Below are 16,877 nucleotides of genomic sequence, written 5' to 3' on the forward strand. Positions count from 1 at the left end.
TTGGCGGGGGAATGGTTAGGGTTTGGATATTTCCTGTTTGAATCAGTTTAACCTGATCGGCGGTGGTCATGGTAATTCTCATCATAAAACCTGAGTCGGGGCGGGTTTATTTACATCTGGATGCAACCCAAAAGATAGTAATAAAACCCGCCCCTACACAATTTTTCCATCTCCCACTCAAAACTTACATCCATGAGTGTTTAACGCCAGGGTAATTAGGACATGAAATAAACACCGTTGATTGTTTCAATGCAGACAGACGTGTCTAACGGTTGGGGTTGTTTCTATAATAATTTGAGTCGTCTAAAGACGACTTGCGCTTTTAGCCAAGAACTTGAGTTCTTGGCGGGGGAATAAACCTGAGTCGGGGCGGGTTTATTTACATCTGGATGCAACCCAAAAGATAGTAGTAAAACCCGCCCCTACACAATTTTCCCATCTCCCACTCAAAAGTTACATCCATGAGTGTTTGCAGATTAAGACTTCTGAGCACAGAGTACACCAAACCGAATCAAACCACGCCGATACCCCCGACTCATTAACCCTAATGATAGCGCCGCTTGCACTGTACCCCAACCACTTCTGAGTAAACCCATTAACGCTTGGGGTTCAAACGCTGAATCAATGACAATATCCCAAAACGGTTCTACTGCATCTGACCAATCATCCGTGCGAATATTAGAAAAGGATAACTCACGGGCAATTGCTTTGTACTCTGGCAACGAAATCACGTAAGGTAAACAGTAAACCTGATAAATTTGCTCTAAATGCTCCTTTTCATTTGCCGTCAATTCTCCCGTGGCTGGCGTAATTGGACGATGACACCACGTCGCCATCAGAAATGTTCCGCCCGGTTTCAGGACACGGTAACATTCTGCCAGAAACCTCTGCTTATCAGGTATATGTTCCCCACTTTCTAAAGACCAGATTAAATCAAAACAGTTATCCGCAAAGGGCATATCCAAGGCGTCAGCTACCTGAAATTCCACCTCAGCCTCCAACCCCGCCTCTTTTGCCCGTTCTGTTGCTCTCGCCGCTTGTACCGGACTCAGGGTAATCCCTTGTACTTTAGCACCGAACCGTTGGGCTAAGTCTAGAGAACTCCCGCCAATCCCACACCCCACATCCAAGATGTTCTCCAGATGCTGTACTTCACCCCAACTCAGCAGTTCCTCAATTAAATCAATTTGCGCCTGACGCCGACCTTTTTTCTCGCGACCCATCGGACCATAATAACCATGGTGCATGTGTTCGCCCCAAACCTGTTCCCACAGTCCAGATGAGGCGTCGTAAAACTGCTGAATTTGACGCTGAAGTGTTGAACTCATTACTTGTCCTTTGTCTTATGTCTTAATGTCTTATGTCTTATGTTTTTACCCTTTTAGATTTTACAGTGGTTTGCAACTCAATGAACTGATTTCTTCATCAAATCCGATGCGAAAATCCATAAAAATGTGATAAAAGATTTTAAAGACTCTATCCAATTGACCCAGGGCGGGTTTTGTCAAACAGTGACAGGTAACAAGCCTGTTTAAATGCGTCAACCCGGCTCTACACTATAATTTGTCACGTCTCATGACTATTCCGCGCACGATTTGCCTCGGATTCCTAACCATGATTACCATAGGCACGTTTCTGTTAATTTTACCCATTTCTACCCAGGATGGAACCTGGACTGATCTGATTACCGCCTTATTTACCGCCACCTCGGCTGTCTGTGTCACAGGTTTAGCCGTAGTCGATACCGGCAGTTATTTTTCTGGCGTCGGTCAGGTTTTTGTCCTCGCCCTATTCCAGCTTGGGGGGTTAGGGTATATGACAATCACGACGTTTATGTTACTCTTGGTGCGTCGGCGGTTTAATTTGCGCCATAAAATAGCGATTCAACAAGCCCTTGACCTTCCAGGTTTAGAAAATAGTACGTTTGTTATTCGCTCAATTATTGCCACAGCCTTGCTTTTTGAATTAACCGGATTTTTCCTGTTGTTACTCGTATTTGTTCCAGAACATGGCTGGAATCAAGGATTGTGGCTTGCCCTTTTTCACAGTATTAGCGCCTGGAATAATGCGGGGTTTAGTTTGTTTGCGGATAGTTTAATGGGCTATCAGTCATCTATTTTGTTAATTGGGATTATTTCAGGACTGATTATCTTAGGTGGAATTGGTCAACCGGTCATTTTTGAACTGTATCTCTGGTTACGCGATCGCGTCATGAATAAGCATGAAAAACTTACCTTCTCTCTGAATTTAAAAGTGGCAACCAGTACCACACTATTCCTGTTAATCCTAGGCACAATCGCCTTTTTCTTTGTGGAGGCAAATAATCCGGAAACCCTAGAAGAATTGAGTCTACAGAATCAAGTGTTAAACGCTTGGTTTCAATCAGTCACCACGAGAACCGCAGGATTTAACGCCATTGATCTGGGTAAAATGACAGCAGCTGGTTTATTTATGACAATTGCCTTCATGTTTATCGGTGCAAGTCCAGGAGGAACCGGGGGCGGTATCAAAACCACGACGTTTCGGGTGTTGGTCAGTTGTACCAAAGCCATGTTACAGGGCAAAGAGGAAGTCTATCTTTACGAACGTCAGGTGCCCCTGAACCTGATTTTAAAAGCCATGGCGGTTCTAGTCGGTTCCGTCGGGACTGTAATTCTAGCGACTATTTTAATCGCGATCGCAGATCCCCAGGTTGAGTTTATCCAACTCCTATTTGAAGTGGTGTCTGCCTTTGCGACAGTTGGGCTATCCACGGGAATCACCGCCAGTCTCTCGGCTTGGGGAAAACTGATTTTAGTGGGAACGATGTTTATCGGGCGGGTGGGTATTTTGGTATTTATGGGTACCCTGTTGGGAGATCCGCGTCCTAGCCACATCCGTTATCCGGAGGAAAATCTACTGGTCGGATAATGCTAATCTCACCGAGGTCGAGTTATCATCAGTTAGGCTTGATTGAAGAAAGGACAACCGTGTGAGTTGGACATCTGTAGGGTTCTTGCGGAACCTGCGCCGCGAAAATAAACAATTTGCCGTCATTGGTTTAGGGCGGTTTGGGCGGGGAGTTTGTTCCTCCCTGCACCAACTGGGATATGAAGTTCTGGGAACGGACATTGACGAAAAACTCGTCAGTCAAGTCTTGACTGACCAAATCGCCGCCCACGCGGTTCTACTCGACTCCACCGATCCTAAAGCCTTAAGAGAGGCGGGAATTTTTGAGTTTGATACGGTGATTATTGCCATTGGCAACTATTTACAGGAAAGTATTATTACCACGCTCAATATCAAGGAAGCAGGAGTTCCTTATGTAGTGGCTAAAGCTTCCTCGGAAGTTCATGGTAAACTCTTAGAGCGTGTTGGCGCAGATCGAGTTGTCTATCCGGAATACGAAGCCGGTTGTGCCTTAGCGCGATCGCTGACTCAGCCGTCTATTTTAGATCGCTTTGAGCTAGACCCGCATCACAGTATTGTGGAGATATCAGTTCCCGAAGAGTTTCATGGCAAAACCGTGATGGAACTGCAACTGCGGAATCGCTATGGCTTAAACTTATTGGCGGTTGGTCAAGATGAGCAGTTTGAGATTAATCCCGCCCCCACAACTCGCCTGTTTAAAGGGTTTGCGATGGTGGTGATTGGCTCAAATCGAGATATTGAGCGTTTGCCTATTTAAAGGGAACAGTTAACAGTTAACAGTTAACAGTTAACAGGGAACAGTTAACAGTTAACAGTTAACAGGGAACAGGGAACAGGTAATGTAGGAACTCTTTTGACTACTATCCTTTCTTCTCTCACCTAGATGTGACTCGCGCCCGCCCTGATTCCCCTATCTTTCATCATTAATAATTCATAAAACTTGAATTTCATCCAATTGCGCGATCGCAACATCTGCATCCTGGAAATGAACTGATGTTCCCCAGCTAATTCCAATACAACCCGCCGCACCCGCACGACTTGCCATCACCATGTCTCCTGCTGAATCTCCCACCATCAGCGTTGCACTCGCACAAACGCCCAAACCTTCGCAGGCTTGCAGAAATAGCGCCGGATCAGGTTTACTCAATTCTGTATCAACGCCTTGTTGCAATTGAATATAAGGCTCTAACTGGTGACGTTTCACAAAGGCTTGCACCCCTGCAGTCGAAGCCGCCGACAGAATTCCCAATTTTAAACCCGCTTCAGACAGGGATTTGAGGACATCTAAACTTCCTGCAAATAACGGTGAAGTCCCGGCTGCATCCTTGAGATATCGCTCCGCTTCCGCAAAGGCATGATGGGCAATCTCCAGAGATTCTAACCAACCACGCCCCGTTTCGGCAATATAAGCCGCTGCAGCAATTTCGCTTTCCCGACGGCTACCCACCGCCATTAATCCCGTCGGATCAAGGGTATCATCCTGAATCCCAAACGCCATCAGCAAGGGTTCGCCAGTACCGGGGATTTGAGCATCAATCAAGCGCGATCGCTTATATGCCAATTCTCGCAAAAAGACTTGTGAGTCTTCTAACGTCCCATCTTTATCGAAAATGATCGCTTCTATATTCGGGAATGTCACCTCCCGACAGCGAATGGTTACCAAGGGTTACACTCCTAGAACACGGCACATCAGCTATTAGAGATCATCTTCCCATGTTGCTGATAATTCGTACAGGAGGGGGCGGAGGTGTAGGGGGAGCAGGGGAAGCAGGGGGAGCAGGGGGAGCAGAGGGAGCAGGGGAAGCAGGGGGAGCAGAGGGAGCAGGGGAAGCAGGGGGAGCAGGGGAAGCAGGGGGAGCAAGCAACACGATCAGTTTGTGTCGAACTGCTCGAAACAATAATTGGCAAGGGTTGTGGCTTAAGTTGACGCGGATGACAGACGTGCGCCCTTTTAAGTAGGTTGGTGGAAATAAACCTGGAGTTTTATGGCGTCTTGTACCCCCCAGCATAAGTAATGACACACATATTTTGATACTGGATATGATAGCCAAAAGCTACACCCGCGACTTGAAAAGCTGAATTAAAGATATTTTTTCGATGCCCGCGATCGCGCACACCATCATCGATAATTAATTGCATGATAATTTCATCTGCCCGTGCCACACCATAAGAAATATTTTCACCTGCGGTGATCTGCCAACTCCCATACCGATTCAGGCGGATAAAAGGAGTGCTGCGATCGCTACCAATATGCCCAATACTTCCTGTTTGTCCTTGATCACGAATATGATCCCTCGCCGCTTTTGACATCCCCAGAGATAGTTTGAACGGCGATAATGGACGAGTGGATTGGAGAAAATCAATCGCCTCATCAACAGCGTTTACCCCTTCAATAGTGCGTAAAAATACCTGTTGAGAAAGTTTGACCTGATTTCCCGAAAAGCGCTGTTTCCAGTTGTTTAAAAGCGTAAGATAAGACGTGGGCTTTGTTCGCACTTTATTCGTTTCCTCAATCACCCTAAATTCCAAGGGCGAGAGAATAATTGTCTGTGCTGAATTCATTGTTTATCCTTAGGTGTGGGATATCACACAATTACAATAGATCTATTGGGTTCTGGGAAAACGGCTCACGGAAGCCACCCTATCCGTACTGTCACCAAAAACCCTAATATATACTCGCTTGCTTACCAGTTTCTCAGGAACAACGCTGTGCAAATTCCTCGACTGCACCCAGACACCATCGCCCAAGTCAAAGAACGAGCAGACATTGTTGATGTCGTCTCGGAGCGAGTTGTGCTGCGAAAGCGGGGAAAGGAATATGTAGGCTTGTGTCCCTTCCATGACGAAAAGACACCCAGTTTTACCGTCAGTCCCGGCAAACAAATGTACTACTGCTTCGGCTGCGGTACGGGTGGAAGTGCGATTAAATTCCTCATGGAAGCAGAAAAACAGTCTTTCAGTGAGGTAGTCTTCGACTTAGCACAGCGCTATCAAGTGCCGATGCAAACCCTGGAACCTGAACAACGCCAGGAGTTACAGCGTCAGTTATCCTTACAAGAGCAACTGTATGAGATTGTGGCACTAGCCGCATCATTTTATCAACATGCACTACGACAACCCCAAGGACAGCAGGCGCTGGAGTATTTACAATCTCAGCGACGTCTGGATGAGGAAACGATCCAACAGTTTCAGATAGGGTATGCGCCGGCGACGTGGGAAACCCTGTACCGCTATCTAATCGAACAAAAAGGCAAACCGGTACAACTGGTAAAAGATGCTGGATTAATCTTGCCACGCAAATCAGGAGACGGCTATTATGATCGGTTTCGCGATCGCATCATGATTCCGATTCATGATCGTCTTGGGCGAGTCATTGGTTTTGGCGGGAGATCATTAGGTGATGAACTTCCCAAATATCTTAATTCTCCAGAAACGCCTCTATTTAATAAAGGGAAAACCTTATTTGCTTTAGATAAAGCCTACAACGCCATTGGGGATAAGGATCAAGCCGTTGTCGTCGAAGGCTATTTTGATGCGATCGCGCTGCATCGAGTGGGGATTCAAAATGTTGTCGCCTCATTGGGTACAGCCTTAAGCCTGGATCAAATGCGCCAACTACTGCGTTACAGCGAATCCAAACAAATCATCCTCAACTTTGACGCCGACAAAGCCGGAACCACAGCCGCCGAACGCGCGATCGGAGAAATTGCCGACTTAGCCTATCAAGGACAAATTCAACTGCGGGTACTCAACCTCCCCGATGGTAAAGACGCCGACGAATTCCTTACCCATACCCCTGATGGGGCACAACAATACCAACAGCTATTACAAAATGCGCCCTTATGGTTAAATTGGCAAATTGATCAACTCCTAATAGGTAAAGATCTCAAACAAGCCAATCAATTTCAACAGGTGGCACAGAAAATCGTCAAATTGCTGTACAAATTAGAAGATATTAATCAACAAACCTATTATATTGATTATTGTGCCGAAAAGCTGAGTCGCGGAGAAGCCCAAATGATTCCTCGACTCATCCAAATTTTCCAGACTCAACTGAATAAATTACGCCAGACTCCGATCAAGAAAGATGAGAAATCCAATCTTAACCAGAAAAACTTATCAATCTCGATCGACTTATCCATTAGCGAAGAACACAGTCTACTCGAAGAAGCGGAAGCATTACTCTTACGCATTTATCTGCACCGTCCCGAATATCGCCAGACTATTATTGAAACTTTAGATACCAAAGATTTGCTATTTAGTCTTTCTCCCCACCGATTTTTATGGCAGCAAATATTAGACCTGCAAGCCGTCGCTCAACCTATCCTATCCCAGCAACCTGAAAAGCTCATCTCCTTACTCCAAGACCGCAGTATCCAGTTTCCAGAGGAGATGGTTATGGTGGAACATTTATTCCACTTAAATGAAAAGCAGTCTATTGAAGATATTATTCGCACTCCCTTAGATATTCGCACTGCTACTGCTTCTTTAGAGGTCGTGATGTGGAACAAGCACAAGCGATATTGTCTAGAGCAGTGGAAAACTCTCAATGTTGCCACTGACCCAAACCGTAAGGACTACTATTCTGAAGGAATTAAGGAAGCCTATAAACGCTTGCAAGAGTTACAGAAAATGCGTCAAGCTAACATGTTAGACATCCACAAATTCACCCCCATTTAATATGATGTCCGGAAACTTTTAAAAGCAAAATAAAGTATCGCGGGTTTGGCGACCTGTGGTAGGGTTTTTACCCGTAGCAATTTGACACAATTGTTCCTCGGCTTTGGGATCAAGAAAAGCATCGGTAAAATCAGCCCCTTCAATCGTCGCGCCATCAAACTGAGCATTGAAAGCGTAGGCACTTTCAAGCACGGCATTTTTCAAATTAGCACCGTTCAAACGCGCTTTATCTAACGTTGAGTAACTGAGGTTTGCTCCTTCCAAGTTCGCCAATTTCAGATTAGCACCAAAAAAACTGACTCCCTGCAAATCGGCATGGCTAAAATTACTTTCTCGCAAATCCGCTTGGTTAAAACTGGCATCAGTCAGCACACGCTCCGAAAAATCTGAATTAACCAAAGATTGTTTGGTATAATCCACAGCCAAAGCTGGGGCGGCGGGAAGCATTGCTATAGCAAAAGGGCTAGCGATAAACAGCCATAAGCTAACCACCCAAACTAAAATGAATCTGAACATAGTTTTGGCAATCTGTAGATATTTATTTATCCTACCAGTCAATCGTCATCAATCGCCGTGTCAAAAAGGGGGTTACTTTTCGCTCCCTTGAGTATGACGAATGACCAATGACATAAACAAATGACAAATAACAAAGGACAATTAGGAGAACAACTCGTTGCTACCTGGTTACAAGCACAAGGTTGGACTATCTTACATCATCGATGGCATTGTCGTTGGGGAGAAATCGACTTGATTGCCTACTGGGATGTAGAGGAGAGGGAAAATCCCCTATCTAATCTGGGTAGAAACCCCCAACTCCATCCCCCTACCCCCCCACCACCAAACGCTGAGTCACATATCTTAGCATTTGTCGAGGTAAAAACTCGCAGTCGAGGGAATTGGGATGCCGATGGTGGATTGGCAATTACATCCTCTAAGCAAGCCAAACTTTGGCGAACAGCCGAACTATTTTTAGCAGAACATCCCGATTTAAGTGATCTTCCTTGTCGGTTTGATGTCGCCCTGGTTCGCTACCACCGTCTTTGCCAAAGCTCACGCCCTGTTGCCATCAGTGACGTGTTACCAACTTCAGCCCCTCAATTCGGTGAACCGTTTACTCTGGGAGGATATGAGCTTATTCTACAAAACTATATCGAGTCAGCTTTCTGTTGACGAAGGGCGGGTTTTGTGGAGCACTTATCGGTAGATACTCCTTAAATGCTAAAACTCGCCCTTAGGAAGGCATGGCTTTTGTATTCGTCCCGATGTTGGAGTCTGATTGATGGGAACTCTTTACGCTAATGTTTCTGGACAGTATCCTAGTCCCATGGTAAATTGTTGGCGAAACGCTTCAATATCCGTCTTATCAGGGTGACCATGAGACACCACCGCGACTTGGTAGCGACGCATGACATCGATAGGAGATTGTCCCGTATCGAGGCTCCAAAAAGCCATTTGCAAGCGCATGTCGGGTTGGAACGGAATGCCCAATTCGCTCATGAAGGCTTGGAAGTCTCCATGTTGCTGAGGTGTGAGGGGGCTGCTCATTTTAACTTTAATTACCCAGCCATCAATTTGATGAATCACCGTTGTATATTGAACGGGAAGCTGGATCATGGAGTGGAGGTACTCGACCACTCGCAGTGTCAAACTAGCATTGGCTAAAAAATAAAGGTAATCCATAGGGCAGCTAGGCGTGGAGTGCAAGGAAGTGCTATACCTTCATTCTGACAACGGGGATCAGGAATTGGTAGGGGAAAAGCCCCCGCTCTCAACTGGGGGATCATACCCAATTTCCTTGTTTTAGTCCTTTGTCATTTGTTTTTGGGGATGAGTACCGGATGGCACAAGGTAAGTCACAGTATACAGTAGAGCTAAAACCCCGACCCGTCCCTGACCTACCCAATTTGTCAAAGATTGATGAAATACTGTACTTGACTTAAATAACCACCTATGCAAAATGACCTATTGCTTTCCAGCTATAACTATGATCTGCCAGAGAGTCAGATTGCTCAAACCCCGCTTTTCCCTAGAGATAGTTCTCGTTTGCTAGTGGTTGAGTCTCCCACTCATCATCAACACTGCATTTTTCGAGATTTACCTCAGTTATTGCGTGCCGGCGACTTGTTAGTTCTGAATAATACTCGTGTGATTCCGGCTCGACTCTACGGGCGGAAGCTAACTGGCACACCCGTAGAAGTGTTACTGCTAGAGGAACGGGAGCACAACTGTTGGTTAGCATTGGTGAAACCGGGACGACGGCTGAAAGTGGGTTCAACGATAGTCTTTGAACCGGATAAACCTGTCGCTTCGGTAAGTTATGGGGAGACTCCCCCATCATCAGACGAGACAGAAACAGCAGGACTTATAGAGACAAAGAATCGAGAGACTTATGGTTCTATGCCTCCCCTCCAGGCAACGATTATCGCTAGAGATGACGAAACCAAGGGGCGTCTATTGCAGTTTGATCTACCCAAGGGCAAGTCCTTAATCACCCTATTACCCCACTACGGTCAAGTTCCGTTTCCGCCTTACATCACCCACTCTCAAGCCACACCCGATCAGTATCAAACCGTATACGCCAAAATCCCAGGTGCAGTAGCCGCCCCGACAGCCGGACTCCATTTTACCCCTGAACTGTTGGAGAGGTGTCATCAATGCGGAATTGAGCAGGCGTCGATTACCTTACACGTTGGTGTGGGTACGTTTCGCCCGGTGGAAATCGAAGATGTGACGAGTCATCAAATGCATGGCGAGTGGTTGGAGGTATCCGCCGCAACGGTGGCACAAATTCAGCAAACCAAAGCCTCCGGTGGGCGGGTAATTGCCGTTGGTACAACCGTGGTTAGGGCTTTGGAGGGGGCGGCGGCGAGTGGGGAGTTGCAACCCTATGGTGGCAAAACCGAATTATTTATTTATCCCGGTTACCAGTGGCGGGTGGTTGATGGGTTAATTACCAATTTCCACTTGCCCCGTTCTACCTTGTTAATGCTCGTGAGTGCCTTGATTGGCAGAGAGCGACTGTTGAAGTTGTATGCTGAAGCGATCGCGTATAATTATCGATTTTATTCCTTTGGTGATGCCATGCTGATTTTGCCAGAAGCGGTTAGCGATTAAAGTGCGAACCAATCGGGGAGTGAACAAGAATCGCGGCAATCTCCTGCTTCAACGAAGTAAGCCGGAGAAGGATAGCGGACGGGCTAGGGATTGAATATCCCCTAGCCTGTCAAGTAAAAATAGGCAAATTCATGTTAAAATGTAGGGATGAAAACACGTAGAGTAACCTACAGACTTTATCCAAACACAACCCAATGTGACAAGCTCCATTGGGCTAGAAAGATGCACTGTGAACTCTACAACGCGGCAATTGCAAATCGTAGGACACAGTACAAGCGCTTTGGGCATTCTGTTTACTATTTTGAACAGCAGAATTGTTTACCTGAGTTTAAAAAGGTTTGGATTGAGTATGCAGAATTAGGTTCTCATACGTTACAAGCTACATTAAAACGTGTTGATTTTGCTTATACTCGTTTTTTCAAAGGTTTGGGTAAATATCCTAGATTCAAGGCAAAACGAAGATACAGTGGCTGGACATATCCGGATAAAGCAAGTTGGAAAGTTTTTTTCTTAGGCAAAAATGGTCATCTTGAGTTGAGAGACCTTGGCTTAAAGCTCCAGATGCGAGGCAAAGCTAGAACTTGGGGAACTCCAACAACCTGCACGATTTTCTTTAGAAACAGCAAGTGGTATGCATCAATAACAGTACAGTGTGAGCCAACTCGTCAAACAGGTACGAGTTCAATTGGAATTGACCTTGGGTGCAAAGACGCGATCACCCTGTCAACGGGCAAAAAAATTGCTAAACCAGATTTTATTAAGGAGGGACACAAAAAAGTTAAAGTAGCCTCTAAGCGTTTAAGACGCAAAAGAGCGCCTAACAGAAACAAAAAAGTTAAAGGCTCAAGACGATGGAAAAAAGAACGGAAGCGGGTTTCTAAACTCCAGAGCAAGATAGCTCGTCAACGAGAAGATTGGCTGCATAAAATAACCAGCGAGATAGTTAGCAGTAATAGCCTAATTGCTGGTGAGCAGTTAAATGTCAAGAAGATGACGGGTAAAGCTAAGAAAGGTAAACGCAAAAAACAGAAAGCCGGATTAAATCGGTCTATCCTTGATGTTGGATTTGGCATTGTTGGAGATTTATTAACTTACAAAGCGGCTGAAGCTGGCGGATTTTATGTTGAGTCACCAACTCGAACACTTAAACCAACTCAAAGATGCGCTAAATGTTGGGAATTAACACCCAAGAGCTTGGCTGATCGAGTTCACGTTTGCTCTAATTCCCACTGTAATCATGTTGAGGATAGAGATGTTAATGCTGCCCAAGTTAACGAAATTTGGGCAAGGGGTTTGGAACGAGCCTCTTTAGACGTAGAGTCGCCTAGCTCTACTGATTGCTCCAAGCATGAAGCAACTAGGGATGTTGAAACGTCAGAAACAGCGACTTCAACGCAGTAAGTCGCTGTAGTTCATATTGGCACTATTAAGATAGGAAGCTACGGACTCTTGACCTCGCACAGATTCCCTATTCAATTTCCCAATCGTCTTCTACCATGTCTAAAAACTATCACCGACCCTTTGGACTTACCGCCGCCTTATTCGCACTCAGTTTCCTGTCGGCTAGTCCCGCCTTCGCTGAGAGTCTACCCAAGCGTCAGCACAGTAAGCAGTTAGTTGAAGGGTTATACACAAATGACCTAGAAGCGGCGACATTTTTTCAACAAGGAGTCATGCGCTATAATCGCGGTGACTTCAAAGCCGCCGAGATCGCCTTTGGCAAAGCCCTACAGGAAGATCCGTTTATCCCCATGGCAAGGTATTTGCTGGGGAATGCCCTGTTTCAGCAAGGTCAGATTGACTCAGCCGCTGAACAATATCGCATGGCGATTGGTCTCGATCCTAATATGGCAGAGGCACATTACAATCTGGGCTTGATGTCATACCAACAAGGCAATATCGAGGAAGCGATTAGCGCCTATCAACAGGCGATCGCTCTTGATCCCAATTTAGCCGCCGCTCGCTATAATTTAGGCTTGGCATTAGAAGCCCAAGGTGACACGGAAGCCGCACTGAGTGAATACACACAAGCCGTTCGCCTCAATCCTAACTCCGCTGTTGCTAAGTACAATTTGGCATTACTACTCGCCAAACAAAACCAAACCGATTCCGCGATCGCGGCACTACGGCAAGCCGTTCGCAACGATCCACAATTCGTACAAGCCCATTACCAACTGGGATTGCTGCTGGCTCAACAAAATCAGATTACCGAAGCCAAAAATTCCTTTATCAAAGCAACTCAGATCAATCCACGATTTGCATCGGCTCATTATCAACTGGGTCTAATTCTTTTACAACAAGGGGATGTTGAGGAAGCCATTCGCCGATTTGATTGGGTAACACGGCTAGATCCTGACAATGTGGATGCTTTGCGCCAATTGGGAGCCGCACTGATTAAAAATGGGGAATATGAGCGGGCGATAACAGCACTTCAACGAGCCGTAGAACTTGATTCTTACGATTCGCTGGCGCACTATAATTTAGCCGTAGCGCTGCATCGAAATCAACAGTATGATCAGGCTATTGCCGAATATCAACAAGCCATTCTGCTCAATCCAAAACTATCACTCGCGTTTTACAACCTAGGAATAGCCCTCCAGCAAGTTGGACGGGGACAAGAGGCGGTTTCCTTCCTCTTAGAAGCCAGGAATTTGTTTATTGAAGAAGGCAATTTGGAGAAGATTGATGCCGTTGACCAATATCTAACACAACTCAACATCTCATCGAACCCATTGCCCAATTCACTCCAGCCAATGCCTGCAATAACTGAAGAACCCTAGTGAATGGCACGCTCCAGTCAGTCCTGAACTAAAGTCCTCTAACACAAGCCGCTCCGTGTCTACGCCCTCCGAGTAATCTGCTAATACCAAGTTGCACCTCAAAGAGGTAATCTGTCATGGTTCACGAAGTTTTAACCAGCTTGACTGGTGACGCGATCGCGTCTATATTTATCTTGACATAATGCTTTTACTGTGATTGGAATAGAGCAACAAGTTTAATGGTCTCCTGGGCAACTTCCCCCAATCTTGCCTACAATTGCACAGGTGAGAGGAAAGATTCCTACACCAGATAGTTTTGCTTGCGCTAAGTCTTATTGTTATATCAAAACTGCCAGTACCTTGGAGTGTCATTCATGTCCATAGAATCCGCTATCAGCGAAGCTGCAATTGAGCAGAATCTGGAACAATTTCTCTTGGTGCTGTCGGTGTCTCTCAGCGTCGCCACAGTTTCCCGGATTTTTCCCTGGTTCCGTAAAATCCCTTATACCTTACTTCTGGTTATAGTCGGCTTAGGCTTAGCCTTTGTCGATGTGCGCCTGGTGAACCTATCCCCGGAACTGATTCTAGAGATTTTCCTCCCCCCCCTACTCTTTGAAGCCGCCTGGAATATCCGCTGGCGGGATTTGCGGCGAGATTTAATCCCCGTGATTCTGTTTGCGGTGGTGGGGGTAGTGATTTCGGTGCTGGGAATTGCCTTTACCATTACCCAATTCACAGAATTACCCCTTGCGATCGCATTATTAGTCGGCGCGAGTCTAGCCGCAACTGATCCGGTATCAGTAATCGCCCTATTCCGGGAACTAGGTGCGGATAAACGCCTAAAAACCCTCATGGAGGGGGAAAGCTTATTTAATGATGGTGTCGCCGTCGTCGCCTTTCTATTATTAGTCGGTATTCCCCTCGGTACGCAGAAATTTTCCCTATCCACCACATTTGCCCAATTCTTTACCTTTGTCGGAATTGGTATCGGTGTCGGTTGCTTAATCGGGTTTGGTATTTCCTTTCTCACCCAACGCTTCGATTTACCCCTCGTCGAACAATCCCTGACGTTAGTCTCTGCCTATGGCACCTACCTGATTACCGAAGAACTCGGCGGTTCTGGAGTAATTGGCGTAGTAACTGTGGGGTTAGTTCTGGGAAACTTTGGTTCCCGGATTGGCATGAACCCCCGCACCCGCTTAATTGTCTCTGAATTCTGGGATTTTCTGGCATTTTTTGTCAACTCAATTGTCTTTCTCCTCATTGGTGACCAAATCGATTTTCCCCGCTTGGGACAAAACCTAGACTTAATTGGGATTACCATTGGAGCCGTTCTCTTCACCCGTGCTATTTCAATTTACAGCTTAGCGACGATTAGCAATGGACTAGTCAAGTCCAACATTGGTTGGCGACAGCAAACGGTGTTGTGGTGGGGCGGATTACGGGGTTCGGTTTCCATTGCCCTAGCCTTAAGTGTTCCAGTGAGTTTGGAGGGACGACAAGATATTATTGTTACGGTTTTTGGCGTGGTACTCTTTACGCTCTTAGTTGAGGGGTTAACTACCCAATTCCTTCTGGAAAAACTGAATTTAATTGGGGATCAACCCGTGCGTCAGAAATATTTTGAGGCAATCGCCCGTCGTGTTGCACTCAATCGAGTAAAAAACTACTTAGAGTCAGCAACGACTAACGACGAAATGAATTCAGAATTTTGTCAGTACCAGATAAAACTTGTTGATGGTCAACTCGAAACCATTCAAAGCGAGGTTGAGAAATTACTCCATCACCATCCCCAGTTACAAACCTTAGACATGGAACAACTGCAAGAACAAATGGTCAATATCGAGGCGGATACCTACGCTGAATTTATCCGTGCTGGACGTTTAACCGAGAACCTCTCACCCCTACTACAGGAAGCCTTAATTGAAGCTGATGAAAGGCTCATTGAGAATGAATGATTGAGACTGAATAATAGTAGAGACGTAGCCGGCTACGTCTCTACACTGACGTTACTAAATCCACCCCCACCTTTATTGATCAGATAAATCCTCTTCTATTGTCCCCAAGCTCACCACTTCATCCGCCTCAGTTGCCAGTTCCAGTAACTTAGCGGCTGCCAGTAACCTGGAGCCTTCTGAATCGCCAATTGCTTGCATCGCCACAGAACGGGCTCGCAGACGAGCCGCTAGGGCATGAACAACAAGCTCCCAGGAGTCGTCTCCTAGCTGGAAGATGTGATCAATCAGGGTTTCAATTGGGTCATTGGTCATGGGTTAATTCCTCAATCGTCATAGTTTAATGTTTTCAATTTCATCAATTTTGGGGATAAACATAAGAAAAACCACTAAATATCTTAAAATAATAAGTTTATATCAATTCACGATGAGAATGCTCAAACTAAGACTTTTTATCTTAACGCTATTATTCTTGATTTGTTGCTGCCTTCCTGCTCAAGCAGAAAATCTGCCAGCACTTGATCACAGTGGCGTTGAAACTCAACAACCAATCCAGTCGCCGTTAAAGTCGTACTTCCTGAACGTTTTAGCTGGGGGATCGCGACGATCAATTAAGCTTGATTCACCCGCAACGCGACTGATTATTTATTCTCAGCAAGGAGAAATGCCGATTCGATGTGGGGATGGGATGAAAACCTACGATTGTATCCCCGGAAATCCACTAAAGATTCAAGTTGATCCCGCTACACCCATTGAAAAATTTTGGGCAGAAAATCTTTATGAGAAACCTGTGCGCTTACGCATAGACGTTCTTGAAGAAGCCAGCAGCCAAGAAGCAGAAAGCCTAACCGACAGCCAGGAGATTAATTGGGGGAGCTCGGACGTAATGAACCGATCCGATTTGATGCCAGTTTATCAGCCCAACGGGTAGTTTCAGGTAATCGATATTTAGGAGTGCAGCGCAGGACATAATCAATCGCGGTGGGTAAGCTGATCCGATGACCCGGAGAGACATACAAAGGCTTCACTCCAGTTCGCGATCGCACGACAGCACCAATCACCTCTCCCCGATGTCGCAGAGGTTGCCAATTCCCCTTCTGTGGGGGTAATTCCTCGTGCTGACCAATTAATCGGGACTTAGCCACCCCAATCGTGGGCACCGTAATTAATAAGCCTAAATGACTTGCCAGACCAAATCGGCGCGGATGGGCAATTCCTTGACCATCACACAAGATTAGGTCAGGAGTTATCTTAATCTGGGATAAGGCATCAAGTACGACGGGAACTTCCCGAAACGATAGAAACCCCGGTATATAGGGAATCCCTAAGTTGTAATGTAGTATGGTTTTGTAGTATAGGCTCAATTTAAGACTGACAGCGATTTTCCGGCAAAGCGGACTACCAGCCGCGCCTTGATTATCTTTTACGATCTTAAAACTAAATTAGTTGGCGCGTGCTG

General features: G+C 46.0%; 15 protein-coding genes and 2 pseudogenes. 10 read left to right on the plus strand and 7 right to left on the minus strand.

Translation table 11 applies throughout. The annotated features are described in order from the left end of the window. Positions 1 to 476: 476 nt before the first annotated feature. Complete coding sequence (locus RID09_RS03400) at positions 477 to 1,328, minus strand: methyltransferase domain-containing protein (RefSeq protein WP_446334547.1); 852 nt, start codon at positions 1,326 to 1,328, stop codon at positions 477 to 479. Between the two features lie 247 nt (positions 1,329 to 1,575). Between RID09_RS03400 and RID09_RS03405 the strand changes: the two genes are divergently transcribed. Together RID09_RS03405 and RID09_RS03410 are read left to right on the plus strand one after the other, a co-directional pair. Then, complete coding sequence (locus RID09_RS03405) at positions 1,576 to 2,910, plus strand: TrkH family potassium uptake protein (protein WP_446334548.1); 1,335 nt, start codon at positions 1,576 to 1,578, stop codon at positions 2,908 to 2,910. A 61-nt stretch (positions 2,911 to 2,971) separates the two neighbouring features. Further along, positions 2,972 to 3,667, plus strand: a complete 696-nt coding sequence (locus RID09_RS03410; protein WP_446334549.1) for a potassium channel family protein — start codon at positions 2,972 to 2,974, stop codon at positions 3,665 to 3,667. Between the two features lie 174 nt (positions 3,668 to 3,841). Here RID09_RS03410 and RID09_RS03415 read toward each other — a convergent pair whose 3' ends face one another. Then, positions 3,842 to 4,573, minus strand: coding sequence for an HAD family hydrolase (locus RID09_RS03415; protein WP_446334550.1), 732 nt, complete (start codon positions 4,571 to 4,573; stop codon positions 3,842 to 3,844). 50 nt (positions 4,574 to 4,623) lie between these two features. Here RID09_RS03415 and RID09_RS03420 point away from each other — a divergent pair, with 50 nt between their 5' ends. Further along, on the plus strand, positions 4,624 to 4,869 hold the full coding sequence (locus RID09_RS03420; RefSeq protein ID WP_446334551.1) for a hypothetical protein: 246 nt from the start codon (positions 4,624 to 4,626) through the stop codon (positions 4,867 to 4,869). A 24-nt stretch (positions 4,870 to 4,893) separates the two neighbouring features. On the opposite strand, the gene RID09_RS03425 is transcribed toward RID09_RS03420, so the two are convergent. Beyond that, entirely contained in the window at positions 4,894 to 5,472 is a 579-nt protein-coding gene (locus RID09_RS03425; protein WP_446334552.1) for a CAP domain-containing protein, read from the minus strand. 147 nt (positions 5,473 to 5,619) lie between these two features. Between RID09_RS03425 and dnaG the strand changes: the two genes are divergently transcribed. Further along, the gene (dnaG, locus tag RID09_RS03430) at positions 5,620 to 7,590 is read left to right on the plus strand and encodes a DNA primase (protein ID WP_446334553.1); all 1,971 of its coding nucleotides are present in this window, start codon (positions 5,620 to 5,622) and stop codon (positions 7,588 to 7,590) included. Positions 7,591 to 7,608: 18 nt separating this feature from the next. On the opposite strand, the gene RID09_RS03435 is transcribed toward dnaG, so the two are convergent. Further along, a complete protein-coding gene (locus RID09_RS03435) occupies positions 7,609 to 8,106 on the minus strand; it encodes a pentapeptide repeat-containing protein (protein WP_446334554.1) in 498 nt (165 codons plus the stop codon). 120 nt (positions 8,107 to 8,226) lie between these two features. Here RID09_RS03435 and RID09_RS03440 point away from each other — a divergent pair, with 120 nt between their 5' ends. Beyond that, positions 8,227 to 8,760: a YraN family protein gene (locus tag RID09_RS03440; RefSeq protein WP_446334555.1), complete on the plus strand. Its 534-nt coding sequence runs from the start codon at positions 8,227 to 8,229 to the stop codon at positions 8,758 to 8,760. Between the two features lie 120 nt (positions 8,761 to 8,880). Here the strand turns inward: RID09_RS03440 and RID09_RS03445 are convergent, their stop codons facing one another. Continuing rightward, the gene (locus RID09_RS03445; protein ID WP_446334556.1) at positions 8,881 to 9,270 is read right to left on the minus strand and encodes a hypothetical protein; all 390 of its coding nucleotides are present in this window, start codon (positions 9,268 to 9,270) and stop codon (positions 8,881 to 8,883) included. A 270-nt stretch (positions 9,271 to 9,540) separates the two neighbouring features. Between RID09_RS03445 and queA the strand changes: the two genes are divergently transcribed. The 4 genes and pseudogenes from queA (at position 9,541) to RID09_RS03465 (ending at position 15,421) form a co-directional block, all read left to right on the plus strand. Next, a complete protein-coding gene (queA, locus tag RID09_RS03450; protein ID WP_446334557.1) occupies positions 9,541 to 10,704 on the plus strand; it encodes a tRNA preQ1(34) S-adenosylmethionine ribosyltransferase-isomerase QueA in 1,164 nt (387 codons plus the stop codon). A 147-nt stretch (positions 10,705 to 10,851) separates the two neighbouring features. After that, positions 10,852 to 12,115, plus strand: a pseudogene (locus RID09_RS03455) (RNA-guided endonuclease InsQ/TnpB family protein). Between the two features lie 85 nt (positions 12,116 to 12,200). Next, the gene (locus tag RID09_RS03460) at positions 12,201 to 13,484 is read left to right on the plus strand and encodes a tetratricopeptide repeat protein (RefSeq protein ID WP_446334558.1); all 1,284 of its coding nucleotides are present in this window, start codon (positions 12,201 to 12,203) and stop codon (positions 13,482 to 13,484) included. A 353-nt stretch (positions 13,485 to 13,837) separates the two neighbouring features. Continuing rightward, entirely contained in the window at positions 13,838 to 15,421 is a 1,584-nt protein-coding gene (locus tag RID09_RS03465; protein WP_446334559.1) for a cation:proton antiporter, read from the plus strand. Between the two features lie 72 nt (positions 15,422 to 15,493). Here RID09_RS03465 and RID09_RS03470 read toward each other — a convergent pair whose 3' ends face one another. Beyond that, positions 15,494 to 15,733: a hypothetical protein gene (locus RID09_RS03470; RefSeq protein ID WP_446334560.1), complete on the minus strand. Its 240-nt coding sequence runs from the start codon at positions 15,731 to 15,733 to the stop codon at positions 15,494 to 15,496. Positions 15,734 to 15,845: 112 nt separating this feature from the next. On the opposite strand from RID09_RS03470, the gene RID09_RS03475 reads away from it, so the two are divergent. Continuing rightward, a complete protein-coding gene (locus RID09_RS03475) occupies positions 15,846 to 16,349 on the plus strand; it encodes a hypothetical protein (RefSeq protein ID WP_446334561.1) in 504 nt (167 codons plus the stop codon). Here the strand turns inward: RID09_RS03475 and nfi are convergent. Beyond that, positions 16,282 to 16,737: pseudogene (nfi, locus tag RID09_RS03480) on the minus strand (deoxyribonuclease V); the annotation flags it as partial. The gene RID09_RS03475 and the pseudogene nfi overlap by 68 nt on opposite strands. Positions 16,738 to 16,877: the final 140 nt, after the last annotated feature.

Origin of the sequence: Coleofasciculus sp. G1-WW12-02 (assembly GCF_040219735.1) — a bacterium.
In the GTDB taxonomy this organism is placed as follows: domain Bacteria; phylum Cyanobacteriota; class Cyanobacteriia; order Cyanobacteriales; family Coleofasciculaceae; genus Coleofasciculus.